At 74.3% G+C, this 25,692-nt stretch carries 26 protein-coding genes; 24 read left to right on the top strand and 2 right to left on the bottom strand.

The genetic code is table 11. From position 1 onward, the window contains the following. The first annotated feature begins 94 nt into the window (after nucleotides 1-94). From rpsD to ACZCLJ_RS03760, 7 genes are all read left to right on the top strand, one after another. Nucleotides 95-721, top strand: coding sequence for a 30S ribosomal protein S4 (gene rpsD, locus ACZCLJ_RS03790; protein WP_251150918.1), 627 nt, complete (start codon nucleotides 95-97; stop codon nucleotides 719-721). Between the two features lie 253 nt (nucleotides 722-974). After that, nucleotides 975-1,367, top strand: coding sequence for a DUF948 domain-containing protein (locus tag ACZCLJ_RS03785; protein ID WP_251150919.1), 393 nt, complete (start codon nucleotides 975-977; stop codon nucleotides 1,365-1,367). Further along, nucleotides 1,367-1,714: a hypothetical protein gene (locus ACZCLJ_RS03780; RefSeq protein ID WP_463105522.1), complete on the top strand. Its 348-nt coding sequence runs from the start codon at nucleotides 1,367-1,369 to the stop codon at nucleotides 1,712-1,714. The genes ACZCLJ_RS03785 and ACZCLJ_RS03780 overlap by 1 nt, the downstream gene beginning before the upstream one ends. A 68-nt stretch (nucleotides 1,715-1,782) precedes the next feature. After that, nucleotides 1,783-4,470, top strand: a complete 2,688-nt coding sequence (alaS, locus tag ACZCLJ_RS03775) for an alanine--tRNA ligase (protein ID WP_463105521.1) — start codon at nucleotides 1,783-1,785, stop codon at nucleotides 4,468-4,470. Between the two features lie 2 nt (nucleotides 4,471-4,472). Continuing rightward, a complete protein-coding gene (gene ruvX, locus ACZCLJ_RS03770; protein ID WP_463105520.1) occupies nucleotides 4,473-5,000 on the top strand; it encodes a Holliday junction resolvase RuvX in 528 nt (175 codons plus the stop codon). Continuing rightward, nucleotides 4,997-6,151 carry an endolytic transglycosylase MltG gene (mltG, locus tag ACZCLJ_RS03765; protein WP_463105519.1) on the top strand — a complete coding sequence of 385 codons (1,155 nt, stop codon included), beginning with the start codon at nucleotides 4,997-4,999 and terminating at the stop codon, nucleotides 6,149-6,151. Before ruvX ends, mltG begins: the two co-directional genes overlap by 4 nt. Continuing rightward, nucleotides 6,127-7,011 carry a shikimate dehydrogenase gene (locus tag ACZCLJ_RS03760; protein ID WP_463105518.1) on the top strand — a complete coding sequence of 295 codons (885 nt, stop codon included), beginning with the start codon at nucleotides 6,127-6,129 and terminating at the stop codon, nucleotides 7,009-7,011. The genes mltG and ACZCLJ_RS03760 overlap by 25 nt, the downstream gene beginning before the upstream one ends. A gap of 106 nt (nucleotides 7,012-7,117) precedes the next feature. On the opposite strand, the gene ACZCLJ_RS03755 is transcribed toward ACZCLJ_RS03760, so the two are convergent. Further along, on the bottom strand, nucleotides 7,118-7,822 hold the full coding sequence (locus tag ACZCLJ_RS03755) for a prepilin peptidase (RefSeq protein ID WP_463105517.1): 705 nt from the start codon (nucleotides 7,820-7,822) through the stop codon (nucleotides 7,118-7,120). 124 nt (nucleotides 7,823-7,946) lie between these two features. Here ACZCLJ_RS03755 and aroC point away from each other — a divergent pair, with 124 nt between their 5' ends. The 4 genes from aroC to ACZCLJ_RS03735 are packed head-to-tail and all read left to right on the top strand — an operon-like array spanning nucleotide 7,947 to nucleotide 11,539. After that, nucleotides 7,947-9,164 carry a chorismate synthase gene (gene aroC / locus ACZCLJ_RS03750; protein ID WP_463105516.1) on the top strand — a complete coding sequence of 406 codons (1,218 nt, stop codon included), beginning with the start codon at nucleotides 7,947-7,949 and terminating at the stop codon, nucleotides 9,162-9,164. Further along, complete coding sequence (locus tag ACZCLJ_RS03745) at nucleotides 9,164-9,766, top strand: shikimate kinase (protein ID WP_251150927.1); 603 nt, start codon at nucleotides 9,164-9,166, stop codon at nucleotides 9,764-9,766. The genes aroC and ACZCLJ_RS03745 overlap by 1 nt, the downstream gene beginning before the upstream one ends. Further along, nucleotides 9,763-10,929 (top strand): 3-dehydroquinate synthase, encoded by a 1,167-nt coding sequence (aroB, locus tag ACZCLJ_RS03740; RefSeq protein WP_251150928.1) that lies wholly within the window; start codon nucleotides 9,763-9,765, stop codon nucleotides 10,927-10,929. The genes ACZCLJ_RS03745 and aroB overlap by 4 nt, the downstream gene beginning before the upstream one ends. A gap of 4 nt (nucleotides 10,930-10,933) precedes the next feature. After that, the gene (locus ACZCLJ_RS03735; protein WP_463105515.1) at nucleotides 10,934-11,539 is read left to right on the top strand and encodes a hypothetical protein; all 606 of its coding nucleotides are present in this window, start codon (nucleotides 10,934-10,936) and stop codon (nucleotides 11,537-11,539) included. Nucleotides 11,540-11,594: 55 nt separating this feature from the next. On the opposite strand, the gene ACZCLJ_RS03730 is transcribed toward ACZCLJ_RS03735, so the two are convergent. Further along, nucleotides 11,595-12,383, bottom strand: a complete 789-nt coding sequence (locus ACZCLJ_RS03730; RefSeq protein WP_463105514.1) for a glycerophosphodiester phosphodiesterase family protein — start codon at nucleotides 12,381-12,383, stop codon at nucleotides 11,595-11,597. Nucleotides 12,384-12,530: 147 nt separating this feature from the next. Here ACZCLJ_RS03730 and ACZCLJ_RS03725 point away from each other — a divergent pair, with 147 nt between their 5' ends. The 13 genes from ACZCLJ_RS03725 (at nucleotide 12,531) to ACZCLJ_RS03665 (ending at nucleotide 25,655) form a co-directional block, all read left to right on the top strand. Further along, on the top strand, nucleotides 12,531-12,992 hold the full coding sequence (locus ACZCLJ_RS03725; protein ID WP_251150931.1) for a type II 3-dehydroquinate dehydratase: 462 nt from the start codon (nucleotides 12,531-12,533) through the stop codon (nucleotides 12,990-12,992). A 60-nt stretch (nucleotides 12,993-13,052) separates the two neighbouring features. Beyond that, nucleotides 13,053-13,658: a SatD family protein gene (locus ACZCLJ_RS03720; protein ID WP_251150932.1), complete on the top strand. Its 606-nt coding sequence runs from the start codon at nucleotides 13,053-13,055 to the stop codon at nucleotides 13,656-13,658. Further along, the gene (locus tag ACZCLJ_RS03715; RefSeq protein WP_251150933.1) at nucleotides 13,655-14,113 is read left to right on the top strand and encodes a hypothetical protein; all 459 of its coding nucleotides are present in this window, start codon (nucleotides 13,655-13,657) and stop codon (nucleotides 14,111-14,113) included. Before ACZCLJ_RS03720 ends, ACZCLJ_RS03715 begins: the two co-directional genes overlap by 4 nt. Nucleotides 14,114-14,262: 149 nt before the next feature. Continuing rightward, nucleotides 14,263-14,826 (top strand): elongation factor P, encoded by a 564-nt coding sequence (gene efp, locus ACZCLJ_RS03710; protein WP_251150934.1) that lies wholly within the window; start codon nucleotides 14,263-14,265, stop codon nucleotides 14,824-14,826. 17 nt (nucleotides 14,827-14,843) lie between these two features. Further along, nucleotides 14,844-15,263: a transcription antitermination factor NusB gene (nusB, locus tag ACZCLJ_RS03705; RefSeq protein ID WP_463105513.1), complete on the top strand. Its 420-nt coding sequence runs from the start codon at nucleotides 14,844-14,846 to the stop codon at nucleotides 15,261-15,263. A gap of 172 nt (nucleotides 15,264-15,435) precedes the next feature. Then, on the top strand, nucleotides 15,436-16,077 hold the full coding sequence (pyrR, locus tag ACZCLJ_RS03700) for a bifunctional pyr operon transcriptional regulator/uracil phosphoribosyltransferase PyrR (RefSeq protein ID WP_463105512.1): 642 nt from the start codon (nucleotides 15,436-15,438) through the stop codon (nucleotides 16,075-16,077). After that, nucleotides 16,074-17,177, top strand: coding sequence for an aspartate carbamoyltransferase catalytic subunit (locus ACZCLJ_RS03695; RefSeq protein WP_251150936.1), 1,104 nt, complete (start codon nucleotides 16,074-16,076; stop codon nucleotides 17,175-17,177). Before pyrR ends, ACZCLJ_RS03695 begins: the two co-directional genes overlap by 4 nt. Beyond that, entirely contained in the window at nucleotides 17,174-18,526 is a 1,353-nt protein-coding gene (locus ACZCLJ_RS03690) for a dihydroorotase (RefSeq protein ID WP_463105511.1), read from the top strand. Before ACZCLJ_RS03695 ends, ACZCLJ_RS03690 begins: the two co-directional genes overlap by 4 nt. Then, nucleotides 18,523-19,149: a PH-like domain-containing protein gene (locus tag ACZCLJ_RS03685; RefSeq protein WP_463105510.1), complete on the top strand. Its 627-nt coding sequence runs from the start codon at nucleotides 18,523-18,525 to the stop codon at nucleotides 19,147-19,149. The genes ACZCLJ_RS03690 and ACZCLJ_RS03685 overlap by 4 nt, the downstream gene beginning before the upstream one ends. Further along, nucleotides 19,146-20,393, top strand: coding sequence for a glutamine-hydrolyzing carbamoyl-phosphate synthase small subunit (carA, locus tag ACZCLJ_RS03680; protein ID WP_463105509.1), 1,248 nt, complete (start codon nucleotides 19,146-19,148; stop codon nucleotides 20,391-20,393). The genes ACZCLJ_RS03685 and carA overlap by 4 nt, the downstream gene beginning before the upstream one ends. Nucleotides 20,394-20,395: 2 nt before the next feature. Further along, entirely contained in the window at nucleotides 20,396-23,797 is a 3,402-nt protein-coding gene (gene carB / locus ACZCLJ_RS03675) for a carbamoyl-phosphate synthase large subunit (protein WP_463105508.1), read from the top strand. Next, on the top strand, nucleotides 23,794-24,663 hold the full coding sequence (gene pyrF, locus ACZCLJ_RS03670; RefSeq protein ID WP_463105507.1) for an orotidine-5'-phosphate decarboxylase: 870 nt from the start codon (nucleotides 23,794-23,796) through the stop codon (nucleotides 24,661-24,663). Before carB ends, pyrF begins: the two co-directional genes overlap by 4 nt. 101 nt (nucleotides 24,664-24,764) lie before the next feature. Next, on the top strand, nucleotides 24,765-25,655 hold the full coding sequence (locus ACZCLJ_RS03665) for a tyrosine-protein phosphatase (protein WP_463105506.1): 891 nt from the start codon (nucleotides 24,765-24,767) through the stop codon (nucleotides 25,653-25,655). Nucleotides 25,656-25,692 lie beyond the last annotated feature (37 nt).

Raw genomic sequence — 25,692 nt, 5'->3', positions numbered from 1 at the left:
GGTCCATCGGCTGGTCCCGCACCCGGGTCTCGACGTCTCGTCGAGGACGACGGGTGTGACGTCAGTACCCACACGACAGGAATGAGATACCGCTGTGACGTCTGTCAAGCGCTCGCGCCGCCAGGTCCGCCTGAGCCGCGCACTGGGCATCGCCCTGACCCCGAAGGCCGTCAAGCACTTCGAGAAGCGTCCGTACCCCCCGGGCGAGCACGGCCGCGCCCGTCGCCGCACCGAGTCGGACTACGCGGTCCGTCTGCGCGAGAAGCAGCGTCTGCGCGCGCAGTACATGCTCCGCGAGAAGCAGCTCGCCCGCGCGTACGAGGACGCCCGCAAGGACAAGGGCCTGACCGGTGAGGCGCTCGTCGAGAACCTCGAGACCCGTCTCGACGCGCTCGTCCTGCGTGCCGGCTTCGCCCGCACGATCCTCCAGGCGCGCCAGCACGTGACGCACCGCCACATCCTCGTGGACGGCAAGATCGTGGACCGCCCCTCGTTCCGCGTGAAGCCGGGCCAGACCCTCCAGGTCAAGCCGAAGAGCCAGGCGACCACGCCGTTCCAGGTCGCGGCCGCGGGCGCGCACCGCGACGTGCTGCCGGCCGTCCCGGCCTACCTCGACGTCCAGCTCGAGAAGCTCAGCGCGATCCTCGTGCGTCGCCCGAAGCGTGCCGAGGTCCCCGTGACCTGCGAGGTCCAGCTCGTCGTCGAGTACTACGCTCGCTGAGTCCCGCTCCGGACGCCTCGCTCACCGCTTCGTCGGCGAGCGAGGCGTTCGTGCGTCCGGGCCGGTCCGGCCGACAGGTGCCGACCGGCCGCCCGGGCCGCCCTGCGGCCCTTCGACGGCGCAGGGCGGGTAGTGTTTCGCGGAGCCCGCGCGTGCGGCGTGACCTGCACGTGTCCAGCAGGTGACCCGCACGGCGACCGTCGGGCGCGCACCCGCCGAACGTGATCCGTCGTGATCAGGCACAGGAGGAAGAATGTCCCTGGGAGATGTGGCCGGCCTCATCGCAGCCGTCGCCTTCGTGCTGCTCGTGGGCCTGCTCGCGGTGCCCCTCCTCAAGCTGGGTCGTGTGCTCGACGAGGCGCGCGCGAGCATCAAGGAGGTCACGGACCACTCCGTGCCGATCCTCGACGAGGCGGCGACGACGGTGGCGACCACCAACAGCCAGCTCGTCAAGGTCGACACCATCACGACGTCGGCCGCCCAGGTGAGCGAGAACGTCTCCGCGCTCACCGGCCTGTACGCGGCGACCTTCGGTGCGCCGCTCGTCAAGGTCGCGGCGTTCACCTACGGCGTCCGGCAGGCGTTCGCCCGCTCGTTCGGTCGTTCGTCCGGCGGCACCCCGTCCGGTGAGAAGGGCGCGCGCTGATGCGCCGCGTCTTCTGGGTCGGCGTCGGCGTCGCGATCACCGTCGTCGTGGTCGTGAAGGGCCGGCAGGTCCTCGCGCGCTACGCGCCGGCGTCGCTCGTCGACCAGGCGACCGACGGGGTCAACGGCCTCGGGGAGAGGGCCGTGCACCTCGTCCGCGACTTCCGCACGGAGTTCACGACGGCGCGCGACGCGCGCGAGCGCGAGCTCATGGCGGCCCTGCTCGCCGAGGGGCAGGAGGACCCCGACGCGGTCCGGGCGCGTCGCGCCACCGCCGGCCGGCACACGAGGCCGGACGCCCGAGCCGACACCGACGACGTCGAGGACCTCCTCGGCTACTCCTTCTGACGCCGAACGCCAGCCCGAACCCTGAGGCCCTGACGGGCCCGCAGACCCCACGAAGACCGAAGGACATCATGCGCACCGCCGAGATCCGCAAGCGCTGGCTCGACTACTTCGCCGACCGCGATCACACCGTGGTCCCCTCGGCGTCCCTCGTCTCGCCCGACCCGTCGACGCTCTTCACCATCGCCGGCATGGTCCCGTTCATCCCGTACATGACCGGCGAGCAGACGCCGCCGTGGGACCGCGCGACCAGCGTGCAGAAGTGCGTGCGGACGCTCGACATCGACGAGGTCGGCAAGACGACGCGCCACGGCACGTTCTTCCAGATGAACGGGAACTTCTCGTTCGGCGACTACTTCAAGGAAGGTGCGATCACCTACGCCTGGGACCTCATCACGAGGCCGCAGGCCGAGGGTGGCTACGGCTTCGACCCCGAGACCATCTGGGTCACCGTCTACCACGACGACGACGAGGCGCGTCAGCTGTGGAAGCGCATCGCCGGGCTGCCCGACGAGCGCATCCAGGCGCGCGGCAAGGCGGACAACTACTGGACGACGGGCCAGCCCGGGCCGGCCGGCCCCTGCTCGGAGATCTACGTCGACCGGGGGCCCGCGTACGGCAAGGAGGGCGGGCCCGTCGTCGACGAGGACCGCTACCTCGAGATCTGGAACCTCGTGTTCATGCAGTACGCGATCGACGACGTGCGCTCCAAGGAGGAGTTCCGCATCGTCTCCGAGCTCGCGCGCAAGAACATCGACACCGGCATGGGGCTCGAGCGCGTCGCGTACCTGCTCCAGGGCAAGGACAACCTCTACGAGATCGACGAGGTCTTCCCGGTCATCTCGGCCGCGCAGGAGCTCTCGGGCAAGCGCTACGGGGCCAACCGTGACGACGACGTGCGCATGCGTGTCGTCGCCGACCACGTGCGTTCCGCCCTCATGATCATCAGCGACGGCGTGCGTCCCTCGAACGAGGGCCGCGGCTACGTCCTGCGTCGCCTGCTGCGCCGCTCGGTGCGCGCGATGCGCCTGCTCGGCGTGGAGGACCAGGCGCTGCCCGCGCTGTTCCCCGTGAGCCGCGACGCCATGGCCGCCTCCTACCCGGAGGTCGCGACCGACTTCGAGCGCATCTCCTCGATCGCGTACGCGGAGGAGGACGCGTTCCGGCGCACGCTGACGTCCGGGACGACGATCCTCGACACGGCCGTGTCGAGGGCGAAGGCGACGGCCGGCGCGAGCGGCACGCCCGTGCTCGGTGGGGACCAGGCGTTCGCGCTGCACGACACCTACGGGTTCCCGATCGACCTCACGCTCGAGATGGCGGCCGAGCAGGGCGTCCAGGTCGACGAGAAGGCGTTCCGCTCCCTCATGGCCGAGCAGCGCACGCGCGCCCGCGCCGACGCGCTCGCCAAGCGCTCGGGCGGCGTGGACACCGCTGCGTACGAGTCGCTCGCGACCGAGCTCTCCGCGCCCGTCGAGTTCCTCGGCTACACCGAGTCGACCGCGGCGGTGAAGGTCGCGGGTCTGCTCGTCGACGGCGTTTCCGCCCCCGCGGCGACCGCCCCGGCGGACGTCGAGGTCGTCCTCGACCGCACGCCGTTCTACGCCGAGGCCGGCGGCCAGCTCGCCGACCACGGCACGATCGTGCTCGACGGCGGCGCGACCATCGAGGTCGACGACGTGCAGCGCCCGCTCAAGGGCCTGTCGGTGCACCGCGGTCGTCTCGTCGAGGGGACCGCGGCGCTGGGCGACCCGGGCACCGCGACGATCGACACCGCGCGTCGCAAGGCGATCAGCCGCGCACACTCGGCGACCCACATGATCCACAAGGCGCTGCAGGAGTCGCTCGGCAAGGACGCGACGCAGGCCGGGTCGGAGAACGCGCCGAGCCGCATCCGCTTCGACTTCCGCCGCTCGTCGGCGGTGCCGGGCGGCGCGCTGTCGGAGATCGAGGAGCGGGTGAACACCCAGCTCGCCGAGAACCTCGACGTCACGGACCAGCTCATGCCGATCACCGAGGCGCGCGCGATGGGCGCGATGGCCCTGTTCGGCGAGAAGTACGGCGACGTGGTGCGCGTCGTGTCGATCGGCGGCGACTGGTCGCGCGAGCTGTGCGCGGGCACGCACGTGCAGCGCACGGGCCAGCTCGGCCTCGTCACGCTGCTCGGCGAGTCGTCGATCGGCTCCGGCGTGCGCCGCGTCGACGCTCTCGTGGGCGACGGCGCGTACGGCTTCCAGGCCAAGGAGCACGCCCTCGTCGGGCAGCTCACCGGCCTGCTCAACGTGCGCAGCGACGAGCTCCCCGACCGCGTGGGCTCGCTCGTGTCGCGCCTGCGCGACGCGGAGAAGGAGCTCGCCCAGCTGCGGCAGGCGCAGCTGCTCGCGGTCGCCGGCTCGCTCGCTGCCGGTGCCGAGCGTGCGGGCGACGTGCGCGTCGTCGTGCACGACGCCGGGGAGGTCGCCTCGGCGGACGACCTGCGAGCGCTCGCGCTCGACGTGCGGGGTCGCCTCGGCGAGTCCGAGCCGAGCGTCGTCGCCGTCGGCGGCGTCGCGAAGGGCCGCCCGCAGGTGGTCGTCGTGACGAACGCGTCGGCCCGCGCGGCAGGGCTGCGTGCCGGCGCGCTGGCGAAGACCGCCGCCCAGACGCTCGGCGGCGGCGGCGGCGGCAAGGACGACATGGCCCAGGGCGGCGGCACCGACGTCTCGGCGCTGCCCGCCGCGCTGCAGGGCGTGCGCGACGGCGCGGCCGCGGCCGCGTGACGGTGGCCGCCGGTCCCTCGCCCGACGCCGGGCGTGCCCTCCCTCGGGGGGCACGCCTGGGCGTCGACGTCGGCAGCGTGCGTGTCGGCCTCGCCGCGAGCGATCCCGACGGTCTCGTCGCGACGCCGGTCGAGACGCTTGCCCGGGACGCCGCCGCAGGTCAGGGCGTCCCTCGGAGCGTCGCCCGCATCGCGGCGGAGGTCGAGGAGCGGGGCGCGGCCGTCGTGTACGTCGGCCTGCCGCGGCACCTCTCCGGCGCCGAGGGCAGCGCCGCGCAGGACGCCCGGGCGTACGCTGAGTCGGTGGCTCGTGCCGTCGCACCCGTCCCGGTCCACCTCGTCGACGAGCGGATGACGACGGTCAGCGCCCACCAGGCGCTGCACGCCGCAGGGCGCTCGGGCCGCAAGCACCGCGCGGTCGTCGACCAGGCGGCGGCCGTTATCATCCTGCAGACCGCTCTCGACGCCGAGCGGGGCGCGGGAGCGCGCGCCGGAGAGCCTGTAGACCCGACAGGAGACCACCGACAGTGACCGACCTGTTCGAACGGCCCACCGTCCAGGGGGACCAGCAGCCGGCGCGCTCGTCGCGCTCGGCGGAGCGCGCGCGCCGCGCGGCGAAGAAGCGCAAGGCGCGGCGGCGTCGTCGCGCCGCGATCGTCGTGCTCGTCTCGCTGCTCGTCGTGGGCGGCGCCGGGTACGTCATCTCGCAGAACGTCACGAGCCTGTTCGGGTTCGACAACCCGCTCGAGGCGAAGGACTTCGAGGGGCCGGGCACCGAGCCCGTGGACGTCACCATCGAGCCGGGCTCGACGGGACGCGACATGGGGGCGGCGCTCGTCGACGCGGGCGTGGTCGCGAGCGCCGCGGCGTTCGTCGACGCGTTCGAGGCGAACGGCAACGCGGGGACGATCCAGCCCGGGACGCACACGCTCCTGCAGGGCATGCCGGCCAAGGACGCGGTCGCGCGCCTCGTGGCGAACGACAGCCGGGTCGAGACGAAGATCACCATCCCGGAGGGGTGGACGGTCCAGCAGGTGCTGGATCGGGCGTCGTCGGTGACCGGTATCCCGATCGAGGAGTTCGAGACCGCGATGGGGGACACCGCGGCGACGGGCCTGCCCGCGGAGGCGAACGGGAACTACGAGGGCTGGCTGTTCCCCACGACGTACGTCCTCGAGCCCGACGAGACGACGGCTACCGGGATCATCGCGCGCATGGTCGGCCAGACCGTCATGAAGCTCGACGAGGCGGGCGTGCCCCCGGCCGACCGCGAGACGGTGCTCATCAAGGCGTCGCTCATCGAGCGCGAGGCGAAGTACGCACCGGACCGCCCCATGATGGCGCAGGCGATCGACAACCGGCTCGAGGCCGGTATGCCATTGGAGATCGACGCAGCAGTCGCGTACGGGCTCGACAAGCCCGGGACCGAGCTCACGCGGGCAGACCTGGACGACGCCTCGAACCCGTTCAACACCTACGAGCACAAGGGGCTGCCGCCTTCACCGATCGCCAGTCCCGGATCGGAGTCGGTCGCGGCGGTGCTGAACCCGGAGCCCGGGACGTGGATCTTCTGGACCGCCGTCAACCTCGAGACGGGTGAGACGCGGTTCGCGACGACCTACGCCGAGCACCAGACCAACGTCGCGGAGCTCCGCGCGTGGCAGGAAGCGAACGGCGGGTGACGGGCCGCCGTGCCGCGGTCCTCGGTCATCCGGTCGCACACTCCCTGTCGCCGGTTCTGCACCGCGCCGCCTACGACGCGCTCGGGCTCGACGGCTGGCGCTACGAGGCGATCGACACGACCGAGGAGCAGCTTCCTGCGCTCGTCGCGTCGCTCGACGCGTCGTGGGCCGGGCTCAGCCTGACGATGCCGCTGAAGCACGCCGTGATCCCGCTGCTCGACCACGTCGACCCGCTGGCGAACGTGGTCGGCGCGGTGAACACGCTCGTGGTGCAGCCGACGGGCGGTCGGCGCCCGACGTTCGTCGGGACGAACACCGACGTGCACGGCCTCGTCGCGGCGCTCCGCGAGGGGCTCGGAGAGCGCTCCGTGACGTCGGCCGTCGTGCTCGGCGCGGGTGCGACGGCCGCGTCCACCCTCGCGGCCCTCGCCGAGCTGGGCTGCACCTCACCGACCGTGCTCGTCCGCTCGCTCGGCCGCACCGGCGGTCTCCAGCGTGCCGCGCACCGCATGGGGGTCGAGCCGCGGTTCGAGGTCCTCGACCCGTCGGGCGCAGCGGTGCTCGGTCGCCTCGCCGGTGCCGACGTCGTCGTCGCGACGTTGCCCTCCCACGCCGCGGACCCGGTCGCGGACGCGCTCGCGACCTCGGGGACGACGCCCGGCGGAGTCCTTCTCGACGTGGTCTACGACCCCCGGCCGACAGCGCTCTCCGCGGCATGGTCCACGGCGGGCGGGACCGTCGTCGGGGGCGAGCGCATGCTCCTGCACCAGGCCGCCGAGCAGGTCCGTCTCATGACGGGTCGCCTGGCCCCGTTGGCGGCGATGGACACGGCTCTCGAGTCGGCGCTCGCCACCGTCTGACCCTCACCGCCGCCGGACGCGTACGGCTCGCCCGTCCTGCGCCCTCGCCGTGCTCGCCTGGCCTCCGGGTGCGGCCCGGTGTTCAGCCCGGTGTTCAGCCCGATGATCAGCCCAGGCCGTACGCCCGGGCGACGACGTCGCCGCCGCCCGCGGCCAGGGCGGCGCCGAGCACCATGAACGGTCCGAAGGGGATCGCCGTGGTGCGGGACGCCCGGCGCAGCGCGAGCAGCGCGACCGCCCACGTGCCCCCGAGGACGAACGGCGCGACGAGCCCGACGGCGAGCTCCGACCAGCCGAGCCACGCGAGCGCGGTCCCGAGAAGACCGGCGAGCTTGACGTCGCCGAAGCCGAGACCTGGCGGGTGCACGAGGCGCAGCGTGGCGTACGCGCCGAACCCGAGCAGCCCGCCGCAGAGCGCGCGCACGAGCGCCGGACCGTCACCCGTCGCCAGCGCGGCACCGCCGAGGAGCGTCGCGCCCGCCGCCCAGGTCGGGAGCAGGATCGCGTCGGGCAGGCGGTGGGTCCGCGCGTCGACGACGGCCAGCAGCGTGCACGCCGCAGCGACGAGAGCGACGGCCGGCGTTCCCCAGGCGAGGCCCGACCACCACGCCGCGACGGCACCGGCACCCAGCGCCGCGAGACGGGCGCCACGACCGGCGACGGCGAGCTCCGTCCGAGCACGCCGCGTCCAGGGCGCCCTCGTCCCGGACACCGTCCGCGGCGCTGCGTCACCCGCGGCGCGCTCGTGCCCGTCGACCTCCCGGCAGCGGGCCCGCGGGGCCCGGACCGGCGCTACCCCCTGCTGCGTCATGCGCGGCACCGTAGCGCGCCCGCGGGGACCCGCGCCGCCGTCGTCCACAGGCCCTTCCGTCGCGGGTGGTCCGCACTGCGGGCGCCCGCCGGACGCGTCCTGCGCGCGTGGGAGGATGGCGATCATGCTGCGTTGGTTGACATCGGGTGAGTCGCACGGTCAGGCGCTGGTCGGGATCCTGGACGGGCTCCCCGCGGGGGTCGAGCTCTCGACGGCCGACGTGCAGGCCGCGCTCGCGCGCCGTCGCCTCGGCTATGGTCGCGGGTCGCGCCAGAAGTTCGAGCAGGACGAGCTGCGGATCCTCGCCGGCCTGCGTCACGGGCGCACCCAGGGCGGCCCGCTCGCGCTGGAGATCGGCAACTCCGAGTGGCCGAAGTGGGTCGACGTCATGTCGGCGGACCCGGTGCCGCCCGAGGCCCTCCTCGTCGACGCGGGCACGGGCGACACGCGCGAGATCGCGCGCAACCGGCCGCTGACGCGCCCGCGCCCCGGCCATGCCGACCTCGTGGGCATGCGCAAGTACGGCTTCGAGGACGCGCGCCCGGTCCTCGAGCGCGCGTCGGCGCGGGAGACCGCGACGCGCGTCGCGCTCGGCACGGCAGCGGCGAAGTTCCTCGAGCAGGCGCTCGGCGTCCGACTGGTCTCGCACGTCGTGGCCATCGGCCCGGTCGAGGTGCCGGACGACGCGCCCGTCCCCGGCCCGGACGACGTCGCCGCGCTCGACGCGGACCCGGTGCGCTGCTACGACGCGGCGACCTCCGCCGCGATGGTCGCGGAGATCGACGACTGCCAGAAGGCGGGCGACACGCTCGGCGGGGTCGTCGAGGTGCTCGCCTACGGCGTGCCGTCGGGGCTCGGGACGTACGCGCAGAGCGACCGCCGCCTCGACGCACGCCTCGCCGCGGTGCTCATGGGCATCCAGGCCATCAAGGGCGTCGAGGTGGGCGACGGGTTCCGCACCGCGCGCCGCCGCGGGTCGGCCGCGCACGACGAGATCGAGCGCGGCGACGACGGCCGCATCCGTCGCCTGAGCAACCGCGCGGGCGGCGTCGAGGGCGGGATGAGCAACGGCGAGGTCGTGCGCGTGCGCGCCGCGATGAAGCCGATCTCCACGGTGCCGCGCGCGCTCGCGACCGTCGACGTGGCCACGGGGGAGACCGCGACCGCGCAACACCAGCGCTCCGACGTGTGCGCCGTCCCGCCGGCGGCCGTCGTCGCCGAGGCGATGGTCGCGCTCGTGCTCGCGGAGCAGGCGCTCGAGAAGTTCGGGGGCGACTCCGTCGCGGAGGTCCGGCGCAACGCCGAGGCCTACCTCTCGGCGATCCCGGAACTGCAGCGCTGATGACCCCCGTCGCCCCCGGCACCCGCCCGGTCGTCGTCCTCCTCGGGCCGCCCGGCAGCGGCAAGTCCACCGTCGCGCGCCACCTCGCGGACCGGCTCGGTCTCGCGCAGCGCGACACCGACACCGACGTCGAGACGGTGGCCGGCATGCCCGTCGCCGACATCTTCGTCGAGCACGGCGAGCCGCGGTTCCGCGAGCTCGAGCGCGAGGCCGTCACGACGGCCCTCGCGACCCACGACGGGGTGCTCGCCCTCGGCGGCGGCGCCGTCCTCGACGAGCACGCCCAGGCGGCGCTGGAGGCCTACGCGGCCCAGGGCGGCGTCGTGGTGTTCCTCGACGTCAGCCTCGCGCACGCCGCCCCGCGCGTCGGCTTCAACCAGTCCCGGCCCCTGCTGCTCGGCAACCCCCGCGCTCGCTGGGCCGCCCTCATGGAGGCCCGCCGTCCCGTCTACGAGCGTCTCGCGACCGTGCGCGTCCTCACCGACGCGCGCACGCCCGCGCAGGTGGCGGACGAGATCCGCGCGCACCTGGCGCAGCAGGGGAGCGCCCCCGACCACCTCGCGCCCGCCGCAGGACGCACGACCACGGAGGACCCCGCGTGACCGACACCACCCCGGCCGACGCTTCCGCCCCGGCACCTGCCCGGGTGCGGGTGTCCGGCGACCAGCCCTACGACGTCGTCATCGGGCGCCACCTGCTCGGCGAGCTGCCCTCGCTGCTCGGCGACGGCGTGCGCCGCGTCCTCGTCGTGCACCCCGCGGCGCTCGCCGCGACCGCCGACGTCGTCCACGAGGACCTCAAGGCGTCGGGCTACGAGGCGTTCGTCGCCGAGGTGCCGGACGCCGAGGAGGCGAAGACCGCCCAGGTGGCCGCGTTCCTGTGGGGCGTTCTGGGCCAGGCCGACTTCACGCGCTCCGACGCGATCGTCACGGTCGGCGGCGGCGCGACCACGGACCTCGGCGGCTTCGTCGCCGCGACGTGGCTGCGCGGCATCCGCGTGGTCCACGTCCCGACCACGCTGCTCGCGATGGTCGACGCGGCGGTGGGCGGCAAGACGGGCATCAACACGGCCGAGGGCAAGAACCTCGTCGGGTCGTTCCACCCGCCGGCGGGCGTCCTGTGCGACCTCGCGTCGCTCGAGTCGCTCGGCCGCTGGGACTTCGTCGCGGGGCTCGCGGAGGTCGTCAAGACGGGGTTCATCGCCGACGAGCGCATCCTCGAGCTCGTCGAGGAGCACGCCGAGGCGCTGCGGGAGTGGGGCGTGCGGGAGACGACGCCCGAGACGTGGGCGGTCGTCGCCGAGCTCGTCGAGCGGTCCGTCGCGGTCAAGGCGAGGGTCGTGGGGGAGGACCTCAAGGAGTCGGGCCTGCGCGAGATCCTCAACTACGGGCACACGCTGGGCCACGCGGTCGAGCTCACCGAGCGGTACCAGTGGCGCCACGGCGCGGCGGTGTCCGTCGGGATGGTGTTCGCCGCCGAGCTGGCGCGCCTCGCGGGCAAGCTGGACGACGACGTCGTCGAGCGTCACCGGACGATCCTCGGCACGCTCGGCCTGCCCCTCACGTACCGCGGCGACCGGTGGGAGCAGCTGCTCTCGGCGATGCGCCGCGACAAGAAGTCGCGCGGCGACCTCCTGCGGTTCGTCGTGCTCGACGACGTCGCACGTCCCACGCGGCTCGAGGGCCCCGACCCGACCCTGCTCGCCGCCGCGTACGCGGAGATCAGCGCCGACGCTCCCGTCGGACGCGGTCCCGTCGCCCTCTGACCCGATGGCGCGACCGGCCGACGGACCGACCGCTCACGAGCCGGTCGAGGACCTTCCGCCCGACGACCCCGACCTCGCGGCGATCCGCCGGCGCGAACAGCGGATGCCGAGGGCGCTCGCCGTGGGCCTGGGTGCCGGGGGTGTCGTCGCTGCAGCCTCGGCCCTCCTCGCCTCCGGCGCCGTGCGCTGGGCGGTCGCCGTCGTCGCCGGCCTGCTCCTGCTGGCCGCCGCCGGGTCGGTGGTCGCGCTCGTGGGGGTGCACCGACGATGGGCGCCGGCGGTCGGCGCGGTACCCGTCGCGCGCTGGACGGGGACGGGCCGCGGGAGCCCGGAGCCGTCGTCGCGCGTCACCGTGGTGGAGCTGGCCCGCGAGCTCGTCCCCGTCCCCACGGCCCGCTACGCGCATCTCGAGCTCTACCGCCCGCGCGCGCTGCGAGGATCCGTGACGCTCGAGGTCTTCCGGCTCGCACCGGACGGTCGTTCCGGCGGCCCGGTGCGGGTGGGGTGCGCGGGCCGCGTCGCGTGGGCCGCGACGCTCGAGCTCAGCGACGAGTCCCGGCCGCGTCGGCGCGAGCCACGCCGCCACACCCCGGACCTCTCGCGGTACTGACGCCGCCCGTCGCACCCTCGTGCACGGGGTGCGACGTCGGGGCGGAACCGTCCTGTCAGGGGCGGGGCGCGCGCCACCGCCCGCGACGGGCGAGGACGTCGCGGAGCATGTCGGCGCGGTCGGTGACGATCCCGTCCACGCCGAGGTCGATCAGGCGCTCCATGTCCTCGACCGCGTTGACGGTCCACACGTGCACCGCGAGACCCGCGGCGTGGGCGGTGCGCACGAACCGGCGGTCGACGACCCGCACACGGCCCACGCGCTCGGGCACCTGCAAGCAGTCCACGCCCACCCGGCGACGCCGCAGCGGCGCCCCGGTCCGAGCGGCGATCACCACCGCGGCGACCTCCGGCTGCGCGGCGGACGTGGCGACGGGCCGGGACAGGCGCGCGACCGTGGCGCGGCGCCGTGCTGCGGAGAACGACGCCACGCAGACCCGGTCGTGCGCGCGCGTGCGCTCGATGACCTCGGCGACGGGAGCGACGGCGGCCGACGACTTGACGTCCACGTTGACGCGCAGGTCCGGCCACGCGCCGAGCAGGTCCTCCAGGGCCGGGACCGGCTCGCGCCCGCCGATGCGCGCACGCCGCACAGTGCGCCACGGCTGGCGCGCGACGAGGCCGTGCCCGTCGGTCGTCCGGTCGAGGGACGCGTCGTGCAGCGCGACGGCGACGCCGTCGCTCGTCGCGTGCGCGTCCGTCTCGACGTAGCGGTAGCCGAGGTCGCGCGCGGCCTCGAACGCCGCGAGGGAGTTCTCCAGGCCGGTCGGCGCGAACCCGCGGTGGGCCAGCGCGACGAAGCCCGCGTGCAGGTACGGGGTGGTGCGGGAAGCGTCGGTCGTCACCGTGCCAGCGTGCCCGACGGCGCGTCGCCTCGCCCGCCGGGCCGGCGGGTGCGCGGCGCGGTGCGGACGGCGCGGGTGCTCGACGCGGGTGGACGACGCCGGCGGACGGCGCGGCAGCCCGGGCGCGCCCGGCGTTAGGGTCGGGGCATGGAACGCGTGCTCGTGCTCAACGGACCCAACCTCGGCCGGCTCGGCGTGCGGGAGCCCGAGATCTACGGGTCGGCGACGCTCGCCGACCTGCGCGAGGCGGCGGTGCGGTGGGGCGGCGAGCTCGGTCTCGACGTCGAGGCGCGCCAGACGGACGACGAGTCGCAGATGCTCGCGTGGCTCCACGAGGCCGTCGACACCCGGGCGCACGTGGTGCTCAACCCCGCCGCCTTCACGCACTACTCGTACGCGGTGCGCGACGCCGCGGCCCAGGTCACGACGTCGGGTCTGCTCCTCGTCGAGGTGCACCTGAGCAACCCCGCGGCGCGTGAGTCGTTCCGCAGCCACTCGGTCGTCGGCGCGGTCGCGACCGGGACGGTCGCCGGCTTCGGGTTCGACTCCTACCGGCTCGCGCTGGAGGCGGTGGGCGCCCGCCTGAAGGGTGACGGTGCCCAGCCTTGATGGCTCCGCGTCAAGGCTGGAGTATTGATCGCCACGGATCAAGGGCATAGCCTGGAGAACATGTTCGTCCTGACGGTCGACCAGCGGGGGAGCACGGGGCACGCCGACCGCGTGCCGGCGCTCCTGCGCCACCTGCGCGAGCTCCTCGACGGACGCCCGGGCGTCGTGGTGGGCTTCGACCGCACCGTGGGGGACGAGGTGCAGGGGGTGCTCGACGACCCCGAGACCGTCCTCGACGTCGTCCTCGACCTCCTGCGCGACGGGGGCTGGAGCGTCGGCCTGGGCATCGGACCGGTCGACGAGCCGCTCCCGGCCGTGTCCCGCGAGGCGTCGGGCGAGGCGTTCGTCCGGGCGAGGGAGGCCGTCGACCAGGCGAAGTCCCGCACGGCCACGGCGCCCGTCGCCGTGCGCGGCGGTCGGCCCGGTCGGGCCGAGGAGGTCGAGGCGCTCGTGCGGCTCCTCGCGGCCGTCGCCGCACGACGGAGCTCGCCCGGGTGGGAGGCCGTCGACACCCTCGCGGATGTCGGTGGCACCCAGAAGGATGTGGCCCGCCGGCTCGCGATCAGCGAGCAGGCGGTGAGCCAGAGGCTGCGCTCCGCGCTCTGGCCCGAGGAGGCGGCGGCACGGCCCGTCGTCGTGAGGCTGCTGGGGGAGACCGACGCATGACGGAGCCGGTGACGATCGTGTGGACCGTCGTCGTCTGGGCGGTGGCGCTCGCGGCGAGCGTGCTCGGCGGCGCACCCGTGACGCAGGGCGTGCTGCGTGCGGCAGCGCGCCCCGGGAGGCCGCGGAGGCTGGGGCGCAAGGGCGCTGCCGACCCGGCGTCGGTGCCCGTGCCGCCGCCTCCCACGACGGGCACGATCGGGACCGAGGCGGTCAAGGCCCTGCGTGGCGGCACCTGGATCGGCTTCCTCGAGCGCTTCGCGATCACCGGCTGCCTGCTGGCGGGGTACCCCTCCGGCATCGCGTTCGTCGTCGCGATCAAAGGCCTCGGACGCTACCCCGAGCTGCGCGAGCACCCCGTGGCGTCCGAGCGCTTCGTGGTCGGCACGCTCGCCTCGATGTCGTGGGCGGCGGTCGTCGGCGTCGTCGCCGACGGCGTGCTCGGCGCGCTCCGGTAGGATCGACGAGGCCCATCTGCCGCTCCGCCCTCGAGCGGACGTGACCGTCCGCCAGAGCCGCGCGTTCATCGCGTGCCCGGCGCCTCGTGCCGAGCCCGGTGGGACGGCCACGTGCAGCCCCCAGAAGACCCTGCGACAGGAAGACGAACGTGGCGACGACCAACGACATCAAGAACGGCACCGTGCTCCGGATCGACGGCCAGCTGTGGAGCGTCATCGAGTTCCAGCACGTCAAGCCCGGCAAGGGTGGCGCGTTCGTCCGGACGAAGATCAAGAACGTCCTCACGGGCAAGACCGTCGACAAGACGTTCAACGCCGGCCTGAAGATCGAGACGGCCAACGTGGACCGCCGCGACTTCCAGTACCTGTACATGGACGGCGCGGACTACGTGTTCATGGACACCTCGACCTACGACCAGATCACCGTCTCCGCGGCGACCGTCGGCGACGCGAAGGACTACCTCCTCGAGAGCCAGAACGTGCTCATCGCGTCGAACGACGGGCAGCCGCTGTACGTCGAGCTCCCGCCCTCCGTCGTGCTCGAGATCACCTACACCGAGCCGGGCCTGCAGGGCGACCGCTCGACCGGTGGCACGAAGCCGGCGACGCTCGAGACCGGCGCGCAGATCCAGGTCCCGCTCTTCCTCGAGCAGGGCACGAAGGTCAAGGTCGACACGCGTGACGGGTCGTACCTCGGCCGCGTGAACGACTGACGGGCCGGCGCACTCACATGGGAGCACGCACCAAGGCGCGCAAGCGCGCGCTCGACGTCCTCTTCGAGGCGGAGCAGCGCACGGTCGACCCCGCGACGCTGCTCGCGGACCGCATCGTCGACCCGGGCGCCGCGCAGTCCGCGGTGCCCCAGTACACGGTCGACATCGTCGAGGGTGTGCTCGCGCACCGCGACCGCATCGACGAGCTGCTCGAGACGTACTCCCACGGGTGGACGCTCGAGCGCATGCCCGCGGTCGACCGCGCGCTGCTGCGCATCGGCGGCTGGGAGATCCTCTTCAACGACGACGTCCCGGACGTCGTCGCGATCGACGAGGCCGTCGACCTCGCCCGCTCGCTCTCCACGGACGACTCGCCGTCGTTCGTCAACGGGCTCCTCGCCCGCATCGTCGAGATGAAGCCGACGATCACGGCCTGAGTCCCACCGCGGCCCGCCTGGACGGTGGCGGCGCGGCGTCGGCCCGGTGTGACCGACGCCGCGTCCCACCGGGCGGACCCGCCCCTGGTCCGCCCCCGCCGCCGGGTAGGGTGAGGACCGTCAGACATCCTTTAAGGCCCGTCCTGTGAGGCGGGGAAGGAGGTCGCCGGACATGAGCTCTGGCGCTGCTGTGCCCACATCCCCCTCGACACCCCCGTCCGACGGGACCGTCGTCATGACGGCCGCGGACATCTCCCGCGCGCTGACCCGCATCGCCCACGAGATCGTGGAGCGCAACAAGGGGGTGCGCGACCTCGTCCTCCTCGGCATCCCGACGCGCGGCGTCCCCCTCGCCGACCGGCTCGCCGAGCGCCTCGCCGCGATCGACGGCGAGACCTCCGCGTCGGCGGACGCGCACGGGATCGTCGGCGAGCTCGACGTGACCATGTACCGCGACGACCTGCACCGGCACCCGACGCGCCCGATCGGCGCGACCCGCCTGCCGGCGTCGGGCATCGACGGCAAGGTCGTCGTCCTGGTCGACGACGTGCTCTACTCCGGCCGGACGATCCGCGCCGCGCTCGACGCGATCAGCGACCTCGGTCGCCCGCGCGCCGTGCAGCTCGCCGCGCTCGTCGACCGCGGGCACCGCGAGCTGCCGATCCGCCCGGACTTCGTCGGCAAGAACCTGCCCACCTCGACGAGCGAGCGCGTCGGCGTACGCCTGCACGAGGTGGACGGCGCCGGGACGCAGGACGCGGTCGTCATCCGCTCGGCGCCGCAGCCCGACGCGAGCGGGGAGGCCGGCGCATGAGGCACCTGCTGTCGACCCAGGAGCTCGCCCGCGAGGACGCGATCCGCATCCTCGACACCGCCGCGCAGATGGCCGCGACCCAGTCTCGCGAGATCAAGAAGCTGCCGACGCTGCGCGGGCGCACGGTCGTCAACCTCTTCTACGAGGACTCGACCCGCACCCGCATCTCGTTCGAGACAGCCGCGAAGCGGCTGTCGGCGGACGTCATCAACTTCTCGGCCAAGGGGTCGAGCGTGTCGAAGGGCGAGTCGCTCAAGGACACGGCCCTGACGCTCCAGGCGATGGGTGCCGACGCGGTCGTGGTGCGGCACCAGGCGTCGGGCGCGCCGCACCTGCTCGCGCACGCGGGCTGGCTCGACGCGGCGGTGGTCAACGCCGGGGACGGCACGCACCAGCACCCGACACAGGCCCTGCTCGACGCCTACACGCTGCGCCGGCACCTGTCGGGCAGCGCTCTGGAGGCGCCGGGCGCGTCCGGGCCGGACGACGCCGCGGCGCGCGGTGCGGACCTCTCGGGCCGGCACGTCGCGATCGTCGGCGACGTGCTGCACTCGCGCGTCGCGCGCTCCAACGTGCACCTCCTGCACACGCTCGGTGCGCGCGTGACGCTCGTCGCCCCGCCGACGCTCCTGCCGGTGGGCGTCGAGACGTGGCCGTGCGACGTGTCGTACGGCCTCGACCCGACGCTCGCGGGCGACGGCCCGAACGGGGCGGCCGACGCCGTGATGATGCTGCGCGTGCAGCGCGAGCGCATGAGCGGCTCGGGCGCCGGGGGCGGGGCGTTCTTCCCCAACCCGCTCGAGTACTCGCGCAAGTACGGCCTCGACGCCCGGCGTCTGGCCCTGCTGCCGGAGCACGCGGTCGTCATGCACCCGGGGCCGATGAACCGCGGCCTGGAGATCTCGGCGCAGGCGGCGGACTCGCCGCGCGCCGTCATCGTGGAGCAGGTCGCGAACGGCGTCGCGGTCCGCATGGCCGTGCTCTACCTCCTCCTCGCGGGGACGGACGCGCCCGGGACGGTCGGGGACCCGGCCGTGCCCGCCGCAGCCCCCGTCACCGCCCCGCCCGTCACCTCCACCGAAAGGGTCGCCACCCCGTGAGCAGCGCCGCAACCAGCACCACGTACGTCCTGCGCGGGGCACGCCCGCTCGGCGGCGAGCCGGTCGACCTCGTCCTCGCCGACGGCGTGGTCGCCGAGATCGCGCCCACGGGCGGCTCCGCCGCGGGGCGCCGCGCCGGGGACGACGTCGTCGTGGTCGACGCCACCGACCTCGTCGCGCTGCCCGGCCTCGTCGACCTGCACACCCACCTGCGAGAGCCAGGGCGCGAGGACGCCGAGACGATCGAGTCCGGCACCCGCGCCGCGGCGGCGGGCGGGTTCACCGCGGTGCACGCGATGGCCAACACGACGCCGGTCGCCGACACGGCGGGCGTCGTCGAGCAGGTGTGGCGCATCGGGCGCGACGCGGGCTGGGTCGACGTCCACCCCGTGGGCGCCGTCTCGGTCGGCCTCGCGGGCGAGCAGCTCGCCGAGCTCGGCGCGATGGCCGACTCCGCCGCGCGCGTGCGCGTGTTCTCCGACGACGGCAAGTGCGTGTCGGACCCGATCCTCATGCGTCGCGCGCTGGAGTACGTCAAGGCGTTCGACGGCGTCGTCGCGCAGCACGCGCAGGAGCCGCGCCTCACCGAGGGCGCCCAGATGAACGAGGGCGTCGTGTCCGCGGAGCTGGGCCTCGCGGGCTGGCCCGCGGTCGCGGAGGAGGCGATCATCGCGCGCGACGTGCTGCTCGCCGAGCACGTGGGCTCGCGCCTGCACGTGTGCCACCTGTCCACGGCCGGCTCGGTCGAGATCGTGCGGTGGGCGAAGGGCCGGGGCATCGACGTCACCGCCGAGGTCACGCCGCACCACCTGATCCTCACGGACGACCTCGCGCGAGGGTACGACCCGACGTTCAAGGTCAACCCGCCGCTGCGCACCGCCGCGGACGTCGACGCGGTGCGGGCCGGGCTGGCCGACGGGACGATCGACATCGTCGCCACCGACCACGCGCCGCACCCCGTCGAGGACAAGGACTGCGAGTGGGCCGCCGCGGCCTTCGGCATGACGGGGCTCGAGACCGCGCTCGCCGTCGTCCAGGAGACGATGGTCGACACGGGCCGCCTGACGTGGGCCGACGTCGCGCGCGTGCTGTCCGCGAACCCGGCCCGGATCGGTCGCATCGACACCGGCCCGACGGCCCAGGGTCGCCCGCTCGAGGTCGGCGAGCCCGCGAACGTCACGCTCGTGGACCCCGCGGCGCGCCGCGTCGTCGACGGCTCGACCCAGGCCACGGCGAGCGTCAACACGCCGTTCCAGGGCCGCGAGCTGCCGGGCCGCGTCGTCGCGACCTTCCTGCGGGGCCGCGCGACGGTGCTCGACGGCGCCCCGGTCGAGGAGGTGCGCGCGTGAACCTGCCCCAGCCGGTCGCGGTCGGCATCTGGGTGGTCCTCGGCGTCGTCCTGCTCACGCTCGTGCTGATCGGGCGCCGCCGCCTCGCGGGCCGGTCGAAGGGCGTCGTCCCGACGCCTCCCGCCGTGCCCGCCCCGGGCGACCGCGGTGCCGTCACGCTCGGTCCCCTCGACGCGCTCTACGTCTCGAGCACGCTCGCGGGCGACTGGCTCGCCCGCGTGGGCGCCCACGGTCTGGGCGACCGGTCGCGCGCCGTCGTCACCGTGCACGACGGCGGCCTGCACGCCGCCCGGTCGGGCGCGCCGGACCTGTGGGTCCCCGCCGCTGCCGTCTCCGGCGCGGCGCTCACCCCCGGCATGGCCGGCAAGTTCGTCGGCAAGGAGGCGATCGTCGTCGTCTCCTGGGCCGTGCCCGCCGAACCCGTGCCCGCCACCGACGGCGGTGCGCCGGCACCGGCCGAGACCCCGCCGTCACCCGCCCCGGTGCTCCTGGACACCGGCCTCATGCCCCGCCACGACGACGACGTGCCGCGCCTGCTCGACGCGGTGCTCGCGCTCGTGCCCGCCGACACGAACGTCGCCGACCCGAACGTCGCCGACCAGAACGACAAGGAAGCACAGTGACCAGCTCAGCGACCTCCGTGACCGCGGACCGGGCCCTGCTCGTCCTCGAGGACGGCACCGTCCACGCCGGGCGCGCCTACGGCGCGCGCGGCACGACCGTCGGCGAGATCGTCTTCAACACCGGCATGACCGGTTACCAGGAGACGCTCACCGACCCCTCCTACCACCGCCAGATCGTCGTCATGACCGCCCCCCACATCGGGAACACGGGCGTCAACGACGAGGACCCGGAGTCGCGGCAGATCTGGGTCGCCGGGTACGTCGTGCGCGACGCCGCGCGCCGGCCGTCGAGCTGGCGCTCGGTGCGCACGCTCGACGACGAGCTCGCCGAGCAGGGCGTGGTCGGCATCAGCGACGTCGACACGCGCGCGCTCACGCGCCACCTGCGCGAGCTCGGCGTCATGCGCGCCGGCATCTTCTCCGGCGACGCGCTCGTGCGCGACGGGTACCCCCGCACGACGGAGGACCTCGTCGCCGAGGTGAAGGCCGCCCCGGCGATGGCCGGCGCCGACCTGGCCCGCGAGGTCAGCACGCCCGAGGCGTACGTCGTGGAGCCCGTGGCGGGCTCGACGCCGGACGGCGAGCCCGTCGCGACGGTCGTCGCGGTCGACCTCGGGATCAAGTCCATGACCCCCCAGCGGCTCGCGGAGCGCGGGGTGCGCGTGCACGTCGTGCCCGCCGCGACGACGAACGACGAGATCGACGAGCTCGCGCCCGACGGCGTCTTCTTCTCCAACGGCCCCGGCGACCCGGGCGCCGCGACGCACGAGGTCGAGCTCCTGCGCGGCGTCCTGGACCGCGGCACGCCGTTCTTCGGCATCTGCTTCGGCAACCAGATCCTCGGCCGCGCGCTCGGCTACGGCACGTACAAGCTCGCGTACGGGCACCGGGGCATCAACCAGCCCGTCATGGACCGCCGTACGGGCAAGGTCGAGGTCACGGCGCACAACCACGGGTTCGCGGTCGACGCACCGGTGGACGCGGAGTCCGTGGCACCGCACGACGGCGGCCGCTACGGGCGCGTCGTCGTGTCCCACGTCGGTCTCAACGACCAGGTGGTCGAGGGGCTCGAGTGCCTCGACCTGCCCGCCTTCTCCGTCCAGTACCACCCCGAGGCCGCGGCCGGCCCGCACGACGCCGCGTACCTCTTCGACCGCTTCGTCGAGCTCATGGCCTCCCGCCCCGACGGCGGGGCCGCGAGCTCCGAGGCTGCCGCCGACCTGCAGACCACCAAGGAGAGCTGACCGTGCCTCGCAGAACCGACATCTCCAGCGTCCTGGTCATCGGGTCCGGCCCGATCGTCATCGGCCAGGCCTGCGAGTTCGACTACTCGGGCACCCAGGCGTGCCGCGTGCTCAAGGAGGAGGGCCTGCGGGTCGTCCTCGTGAACTCGAACCCGGCGACGATCATGACCGACCCCGAGTTCGCCGACGCCACGTACGTCGAGCCGATCACGACCGAGGTCCTCACGTCGATCATCGCCAAGGAGCGCCCCGACGCGCTCCTGCCGACGCTCGGAGGCCAGACCGCCCTCAACGCGGCGATCGCGCTCGACGCGGCGGGCGTCCTCGAGGAGTACGGCGTCGAGCTCATCGGGGCGAACATCGCCGCGATCGAGAAGGGCGAGGACCGCCAGCAGTTCAAGGACGTCGTCGAGAAGTGCGGCGGGGAGTCCGCGCGCTCGGCGATCATCCACACGGTCGACGAGGCCCTGGCCGCGGCGGACGACCTCGGCTACCCGATGGTCGTGCGCCCGTCCTTCACGATGGGCGGACTGGGCTCGGGCATCGCCTACGACGAGACCGACCTGCGGCGGATCGTCGGCCAGGGCCTGCACTACTCGCCGACCACCGAGGTGCTCCTCGAGGAGTCCATCCTCGGCTGGAAGGAGTACGAGCTCGAGCTCATGCGCGACAAGAACGACAACGTCGTCGTCGTGTGCTCGATCGAGAACGTCGACCCGGTCGGGGTGCACACGGGCGACTCGATCACCGTCGCGCCGGCGCTCACGCTCACGGACCGCGAGTACCAGCGCCTGCGCGACATCGGCATCGCGGTGATCCGCGAGGTCGGCGTCGACACCGGTGGCTGCAACATCCAGTACGCGGTGCACCCCGACACCGGGCGCGTCATCGTCATCGAGATGAACCCGCGCGTGTCGCGCTCCTCGGCGCTGGCGTCGAAGGCGACGGGCTTCCCCATCGCGAAGATCGCGGCGAAGCTGGCCGTCGGGTACACGCTCGACGAGATCCCCAACGACATCACGCAGGTCACCCCGGCCTCGTTCGAGCCGACGCTCGACTACGTCGTCGTCAAGGTGCCGCGGTTCGCGTTCGAGAAGTTCCCCGCCGCGGACGACACGCTGTCGACGACCATGAAGTCCGTCGGCGAGGCGATGGCCCTCGGGCGCAACTTCACCGAGGCGCTCGGCAAGGCGCTGCGCTCGATCGACAAGGGCGGGTCGGTGTTCCACTGGGACGGCGAGCCCGTGGCAGGTGCCGAGCTCGACGAGCTGCTCGTGCAGATCGCGCGCCCGACGGAGAACCGCATCATCGGCGTCCAGCAGGCGCTGCGCGCCGGCGCGAGCGTGGAGCAGGTGTTCGACGCCACGAAGATCGACCCGTGGTACCTCGACCAGATCCAGCTCGTCAACGAGGTGGCCGCCGCGGTGGCCGGCGCTCCGGCGCTCACGCAGGACGTGCTGCGCGAGGCGAAGAAGCACGGCCTGTCCGACGTCCAGGTCGCGCGGCTGCGCGGCATGGGGCCGGCGGGGGAGGCGACGGTCCGCGAGGTGCGCCGCGCGCTCGGCGTGCGTCCGGTCTACAAGACGGTGGACACGTGCGCGGCGGAGTTCGCGGCCCGCACTCCGTACCACTACTCGTCCTACGACCTGGAGACCGAGGTCGCGCCGCGCGAGCGCGAGGCGATCATCATCCTCGGCTCGGGCCCCAACCGCATCGGCCAGGGCATCGAGTTCGACTACTCGTGCGTGCACGCGGCGCTCACGCTGCGCGACCGGTACGAGACCGTCATGGTCAACTGCAACCCCGAGACGGTCTCGACCGACTACGACACGTCCGACCGCCTGTACTTCGAGCCGCTGACGTTCGAGGACGTCCTCGAGGTCTACGAGGCCGAGCTCGCGGCGGGGCCGGTCAAGGGCGTCATCGTCCAGCTCGGCGGCCAGACGCCGCTCGCGCTCGCGCAGCGCCTCGCCGACGCGGGCGTGCCCATCCTCGGCACGAGCCCCGAGGCGATCGACGCCGCGGAGGACCGCGGCGAGTTCGGGCGCGTGCTCGGCGAGGCGGGCCTGCCCGCCCCGGCGTTCGGCACGGCCCGCACGCTCGAGGCGGCCACCGAGGTCGCGGCGCGCATCGGCTACCCGGTGCTCGTGCGCCCGTCCTACGTGCTCGGCGGCCGCGGCATGGAGATCGTCTACTCGGTCGACCAGCTCACCGAGTACGTCGAGCGCGCGCTGGCCGCCGCGGCCGCCGACGAGCGCACCGCGGGCGGCCTGCTGCCCGCGCCGCTGCTCATCGACCGGTTCCTCGACGACGCGATGGAGATCGACGTCGACGCGCTGTACGACGGCACCGAGATGTTCCTCGGCGGCGTCATGGAGCACATCGAGGAGGCGGGCATCCACTCGGGCGACTCGGCGTGCGTCCTGCCGCCGGTCTCGCTGTCCGAGCAGGAGATCGAGCGCATCCGCCGTTCCACGGAGGCGATCGCGAAGGGCGTCGGCGTCCGGGGCCTGCTCAACGTCCAGTACGCGCTCGTGTCCGACGTGCTCTACGTGCTCGAGGCGAACCCGCGCGCGTCGCGGACCGTGCCCTTCGTGTCGAAGGCGACGGGCACCTCGCTCGCGAAGGCCGCGGCCCGCGTCATGGCGGGCGAGTCGATCGCGGAGCTGCGCGCCGAGGGCGTCCTGCCCGCGGAGGGCGACGGGGGAGACCTGCCGCTCGACGCGCCGATCGCCGTCAAGGAGGCGGTGCTGCCCTTCAAGCGGTTCCGCACGGCGGACGGCACGGTGGTCGACACGGTGCTCGGCCCGGAGATGCGCTCGACGGGCGAGGTCATGGGCTTCGACCGGAACTTCCCGCTGGCCTTCGCGAAGTCGCAGGCGGCGGCGTTCGGCGGCCTGCCGACGTCGGGTCGCGTGTTCGTCTCGGTCGCCGACCGCGACAAGCGCTCGATGGTCTTCCCGGTCAAGCGCCTCGCGGAGCTCGGCTTCGAGATCCTCGCGACCGCCGGCACGGCGAGCGTGCTGCGCCGCAACGGCATCGCGTCGACCGTGGTGCGCAAGTTCTCCTCGGGTCGTGGCGCCGACGGCGAGCCGACGATCGTCGACCTCATCACCGCGGGCGAGGTCGACATGGTCATCAACACCCCGTCCGGGCAGGGCGCGCGCGCCGACGGGTACGAGATCCGTGCCGCCACGACCGCGGCGGACAAGCCCATCGCGACGACGGTCGACCAGCTCGCGGCGGCGGTGCAGGGCATCGAGGCGGTCCTCGCGGGGCCGTTCGAGGTCGCGAGCCTGCAGGAGCACATGAACGGGACCGGTCTCGGGGGAGCCACGGCAGCGACGGAACGGACGGTCGCGAGCGCGGCGGCTGCGGTCGCCGGGCAGCGGGCCGGCGCGTGAGCGCGGCGTTCGGCGCCCGCCTCGCGGCGGCGATGGACGACCACGGGCCGCTGTGCGTGGGGATCGACCCGCACGCCGAGCTGCTCGCGGACTGGGGCCTGCCCGACGACGCGTCCGGGCTGCGCGACTTCGGCCTGCGCGTCGTCGAGGCCGTCGGCGGCCGAGTCGCCGCCGTGAAGCCGCAGTCGGCGTTCTTCGAGCGGCACGGGTCGCGGGGCGTCGCCGCCCTGGAGGACGTCGTCGCGGCGGCCCGGGCGGCGGGCACGCTCGTCGTCATGGACGCCAAGCGGGGCGACATCGGCTCGACGATGGCCGCCTACGCCGACGCCTACCTGCGGGACGGCTCGCCGCTCGCGGCCGACGCGCTCACCGTGTCGCCGTACCTCGGGTTCGGTTCGCTGCAGCCCGCGGTCGACCTCGCGCTCGGCTCGGGACGTGGACTGTTCGTGCTGTGCCTGACCTCCAACAAGGAGGGCCACGAGGTGCAGCACGCGCGCCGCGGTGCGGGGGCGGACGTCGAGACCGTGGCGGCGCAGATCGCGCGCGAGGCGGCGCTGCTCAACGCGCCGGCCGTGGCGGCGGGTGACGCGCTCGGGTCGATCGGCCTCGTCGTCGGGGCGACGGTCGGCGACGCCGCAGCCCGGACCGGGAGCGACCTCGCCGCGGTGCACGGGCCCCTGCTCGCGCCGGGCGTGGGCGCGCAGGGTGCCGGCGCGGCCGAGCTCGCCGCCGTGTTCGGCGCCGCGCGCAGCCAGGTCCTCGCCTCGAGCTCGCGCGGTGTGCTGCGCGCCGGGCCCGACGTCGCGGCCCTGCGCGCGTCGGCGCGCGCGGCGTCCGACGAGGCGACGGCCGCGCTGCGCGGCTGATCCCGGGGCCCGCCGGTACCGGTCCGCACCGGCGCGCCGCCGGGACGGGGGACCGGGCCCGTGCGGGGGTGGCCGGGGCCACGACCTGCGACACTGCCCGCATGAGCACCGACGACGCCGCGACGCGCGCCACCGCCCCGACCACCGCGATCCCGCCCCTCGGCGCGCCGACGGCCTCACCGGGCCCCGCCGTGCCCGGGGCGCTGGAGATCGAGGGCACCTGGAACGCGCGCGACGTCGGTGGGCGCGCCGTGCCCGTGGGGGGCACCGGGCCGCTGCGCCCGGGCGTCCTCCTGCGCACGGCGAGCCTGTCGCGCCTCACCGCGAGCGGCCAGGCGGCGCTCGCCGACCTCGGGGTCACCACCGTGCTGGACCTGCGCGGCGACGACGAGCTCGAGCGGGACGGGGTCGACGTCGTGCCCGGCGGGGTGACGGTGCTGCGCCGGGGCATGGACCCCGCGCGCGGCCTCGGGTCCGGGTCGGACGAGGTCGGCGGGAGCCGGTCGGCCGACCCCGCGGCGCTCGTCGCGAGCCTCGTCACGGCGCCCGACCCGGCGGTCGTCGCGCGGCGCATGATGCTCGGGGTGTACGAGACGTTCGTGCGCGACCCCGGGATCCGGGCGACGGTCGGCCGGGTCCTCGCGGACCTCGCGGCCGCGCCCGGAGCCGTGGTGGTGCACTGCTCTGCCGGGAAGGACCGTACGGGGTGGGTGGTCGCCCTCGCCCAGCACGTCGCGGGCGTCGGCGAGGACGACCGCATGACGGAGTACCTCGCGAGCGCGGCCGCAGCCGACGGGCTCGCGGCGGTCGTCCCGCCGATCCCGGGTCTCGACGCGGCCGCGCTCGGTCCTCTGCTGACGGTCGAGCCCGACTACCTGAGCAGCGCGTGGGAGCTCGCGGAGCGCGAGCACGGCGACATCGACGGGTACCTCGCGGCCTGCGGGGTCACGGACGACGTGCGGGACGCGCTCGCGGCGCGGCTCGTGCCCTGACGGCGCCCCGACGCGCGGTTCCCGGTCGTTGCCTGCC

Source organism: Cellulosimicrobium sp. So1_17, assembly GCF_055181235.1.
This window is presented reverse-complemented; position numbering and strand designations above follow the sequence as displayed.

What these genes read in the sequence shown, in the direction of transcription:
- ACZCLJ_RS03735 (WP_463105515.1), top strand. Translation starts at nt 10,934, where the DNA reads ATGGCGCGACCGGCCGACGGACCGACCGCTCACGAGCCGGTCGAGGAC.
- ACZCLJ_RS03785 (WP_251150919.1), top strand. Translation starts at nt 975, where the DNA reads ATGTCCCTGGGAGATGTGGCCGGCCTCATCGCAGCCGTCGCCTTCGTG.
- ACZCLJ_RS03780 (WP_463105522.1), top strand. Translation starts at nt 1,367, where the DNA reads ATGCGCCGCGTCTTCTGGGTCGGCGTCGGCGTCGCGATCACCGTCGTC.
- ACZCLJ_RS03695 (WP_251150936.1), top strand. Translation starts at nt 16,074, where the DNA reads ATGAGGCACCTGCTGTCGACCCAGGAGCTCGCCCGCGAGGACGCGATC.
- ACZCLJ_RS03715 (WP_251150933.1), top strand. Translation starts at nt 13,655, where the DNA reads ATGACGGAGCCGGTGACGATCGTGTGGACCGTCGTCGTCTGGGCGGTG.
- ACZCLJ_RS03755 (WP_463105517.1), bottom strand. Translation starts at nt 7,822, where the DNA reads ATGACGCAGCAGGGGGTAGCGCCGGTCCGGGCCCCGCGGGCCCGCTGC.
- ACZCLJ_RS03720 (WP_251150932.1), top strand. Translation starts at nt 13,053, where the DNA reads ATGTTCGTCCTGACGGTCGACCAGCGGGGGAGCACGGGGCACGCCGAC.
- ACZCLJ_RS03725 (WP_251150931.1), top strand. Translation starts at nt 12,531, where the DNA reads ATGGAACGCGTGCTCGTGCTCAACGGACCCAACCTCGGCCGGCTCGGC.
- nusB (WP_463105513.1), top strand. Translation starts at nt 14,844, where the DNA reads ATGGGAGCACGCACCAAGGCGCGCAAGCGCGCGCTCGACGTCCTCTTC.
- pyrR (WP_463105512.1), top strand. Translation starts at nt 15,436, where the DNA reads ATGAGCTCTGGCGCTGCTGTGCCCACATCCCCCTCGACACCCCCGTCC.
- ACZCLJ_RS03745 (WP_251150927.1), top strand. Translation starts at nt 9,164, where the DNA reads ATGACCCCCGTCGCCCCCGGCACCCGCCCGGTCGTCGTCCTCCTCGGG.
- ACZCLJ_RS03665 (WP_463105506.1), top strand. Translation starts at nt 24,765, where the DNA reads ATGAGCACCGACGACGCCGCGACGCGCGCCACCGCCCCGACCACCGCG.
- alaS (WP_463105521.1), top strand. Translation starts at nt 1,783, where the DNA reads ATGCGCACCGCCGAGATCCGCAAGCGCTGGCTCGACTACTTCGCCGAC.
- aroC (WP_463105516.1), top strand. Translation starts at nt 7,947, where the DNA reads ATGCTGCGTTGGTTGACATCGGGTGAGTCGCACGGTCAGGCGCTGGTC.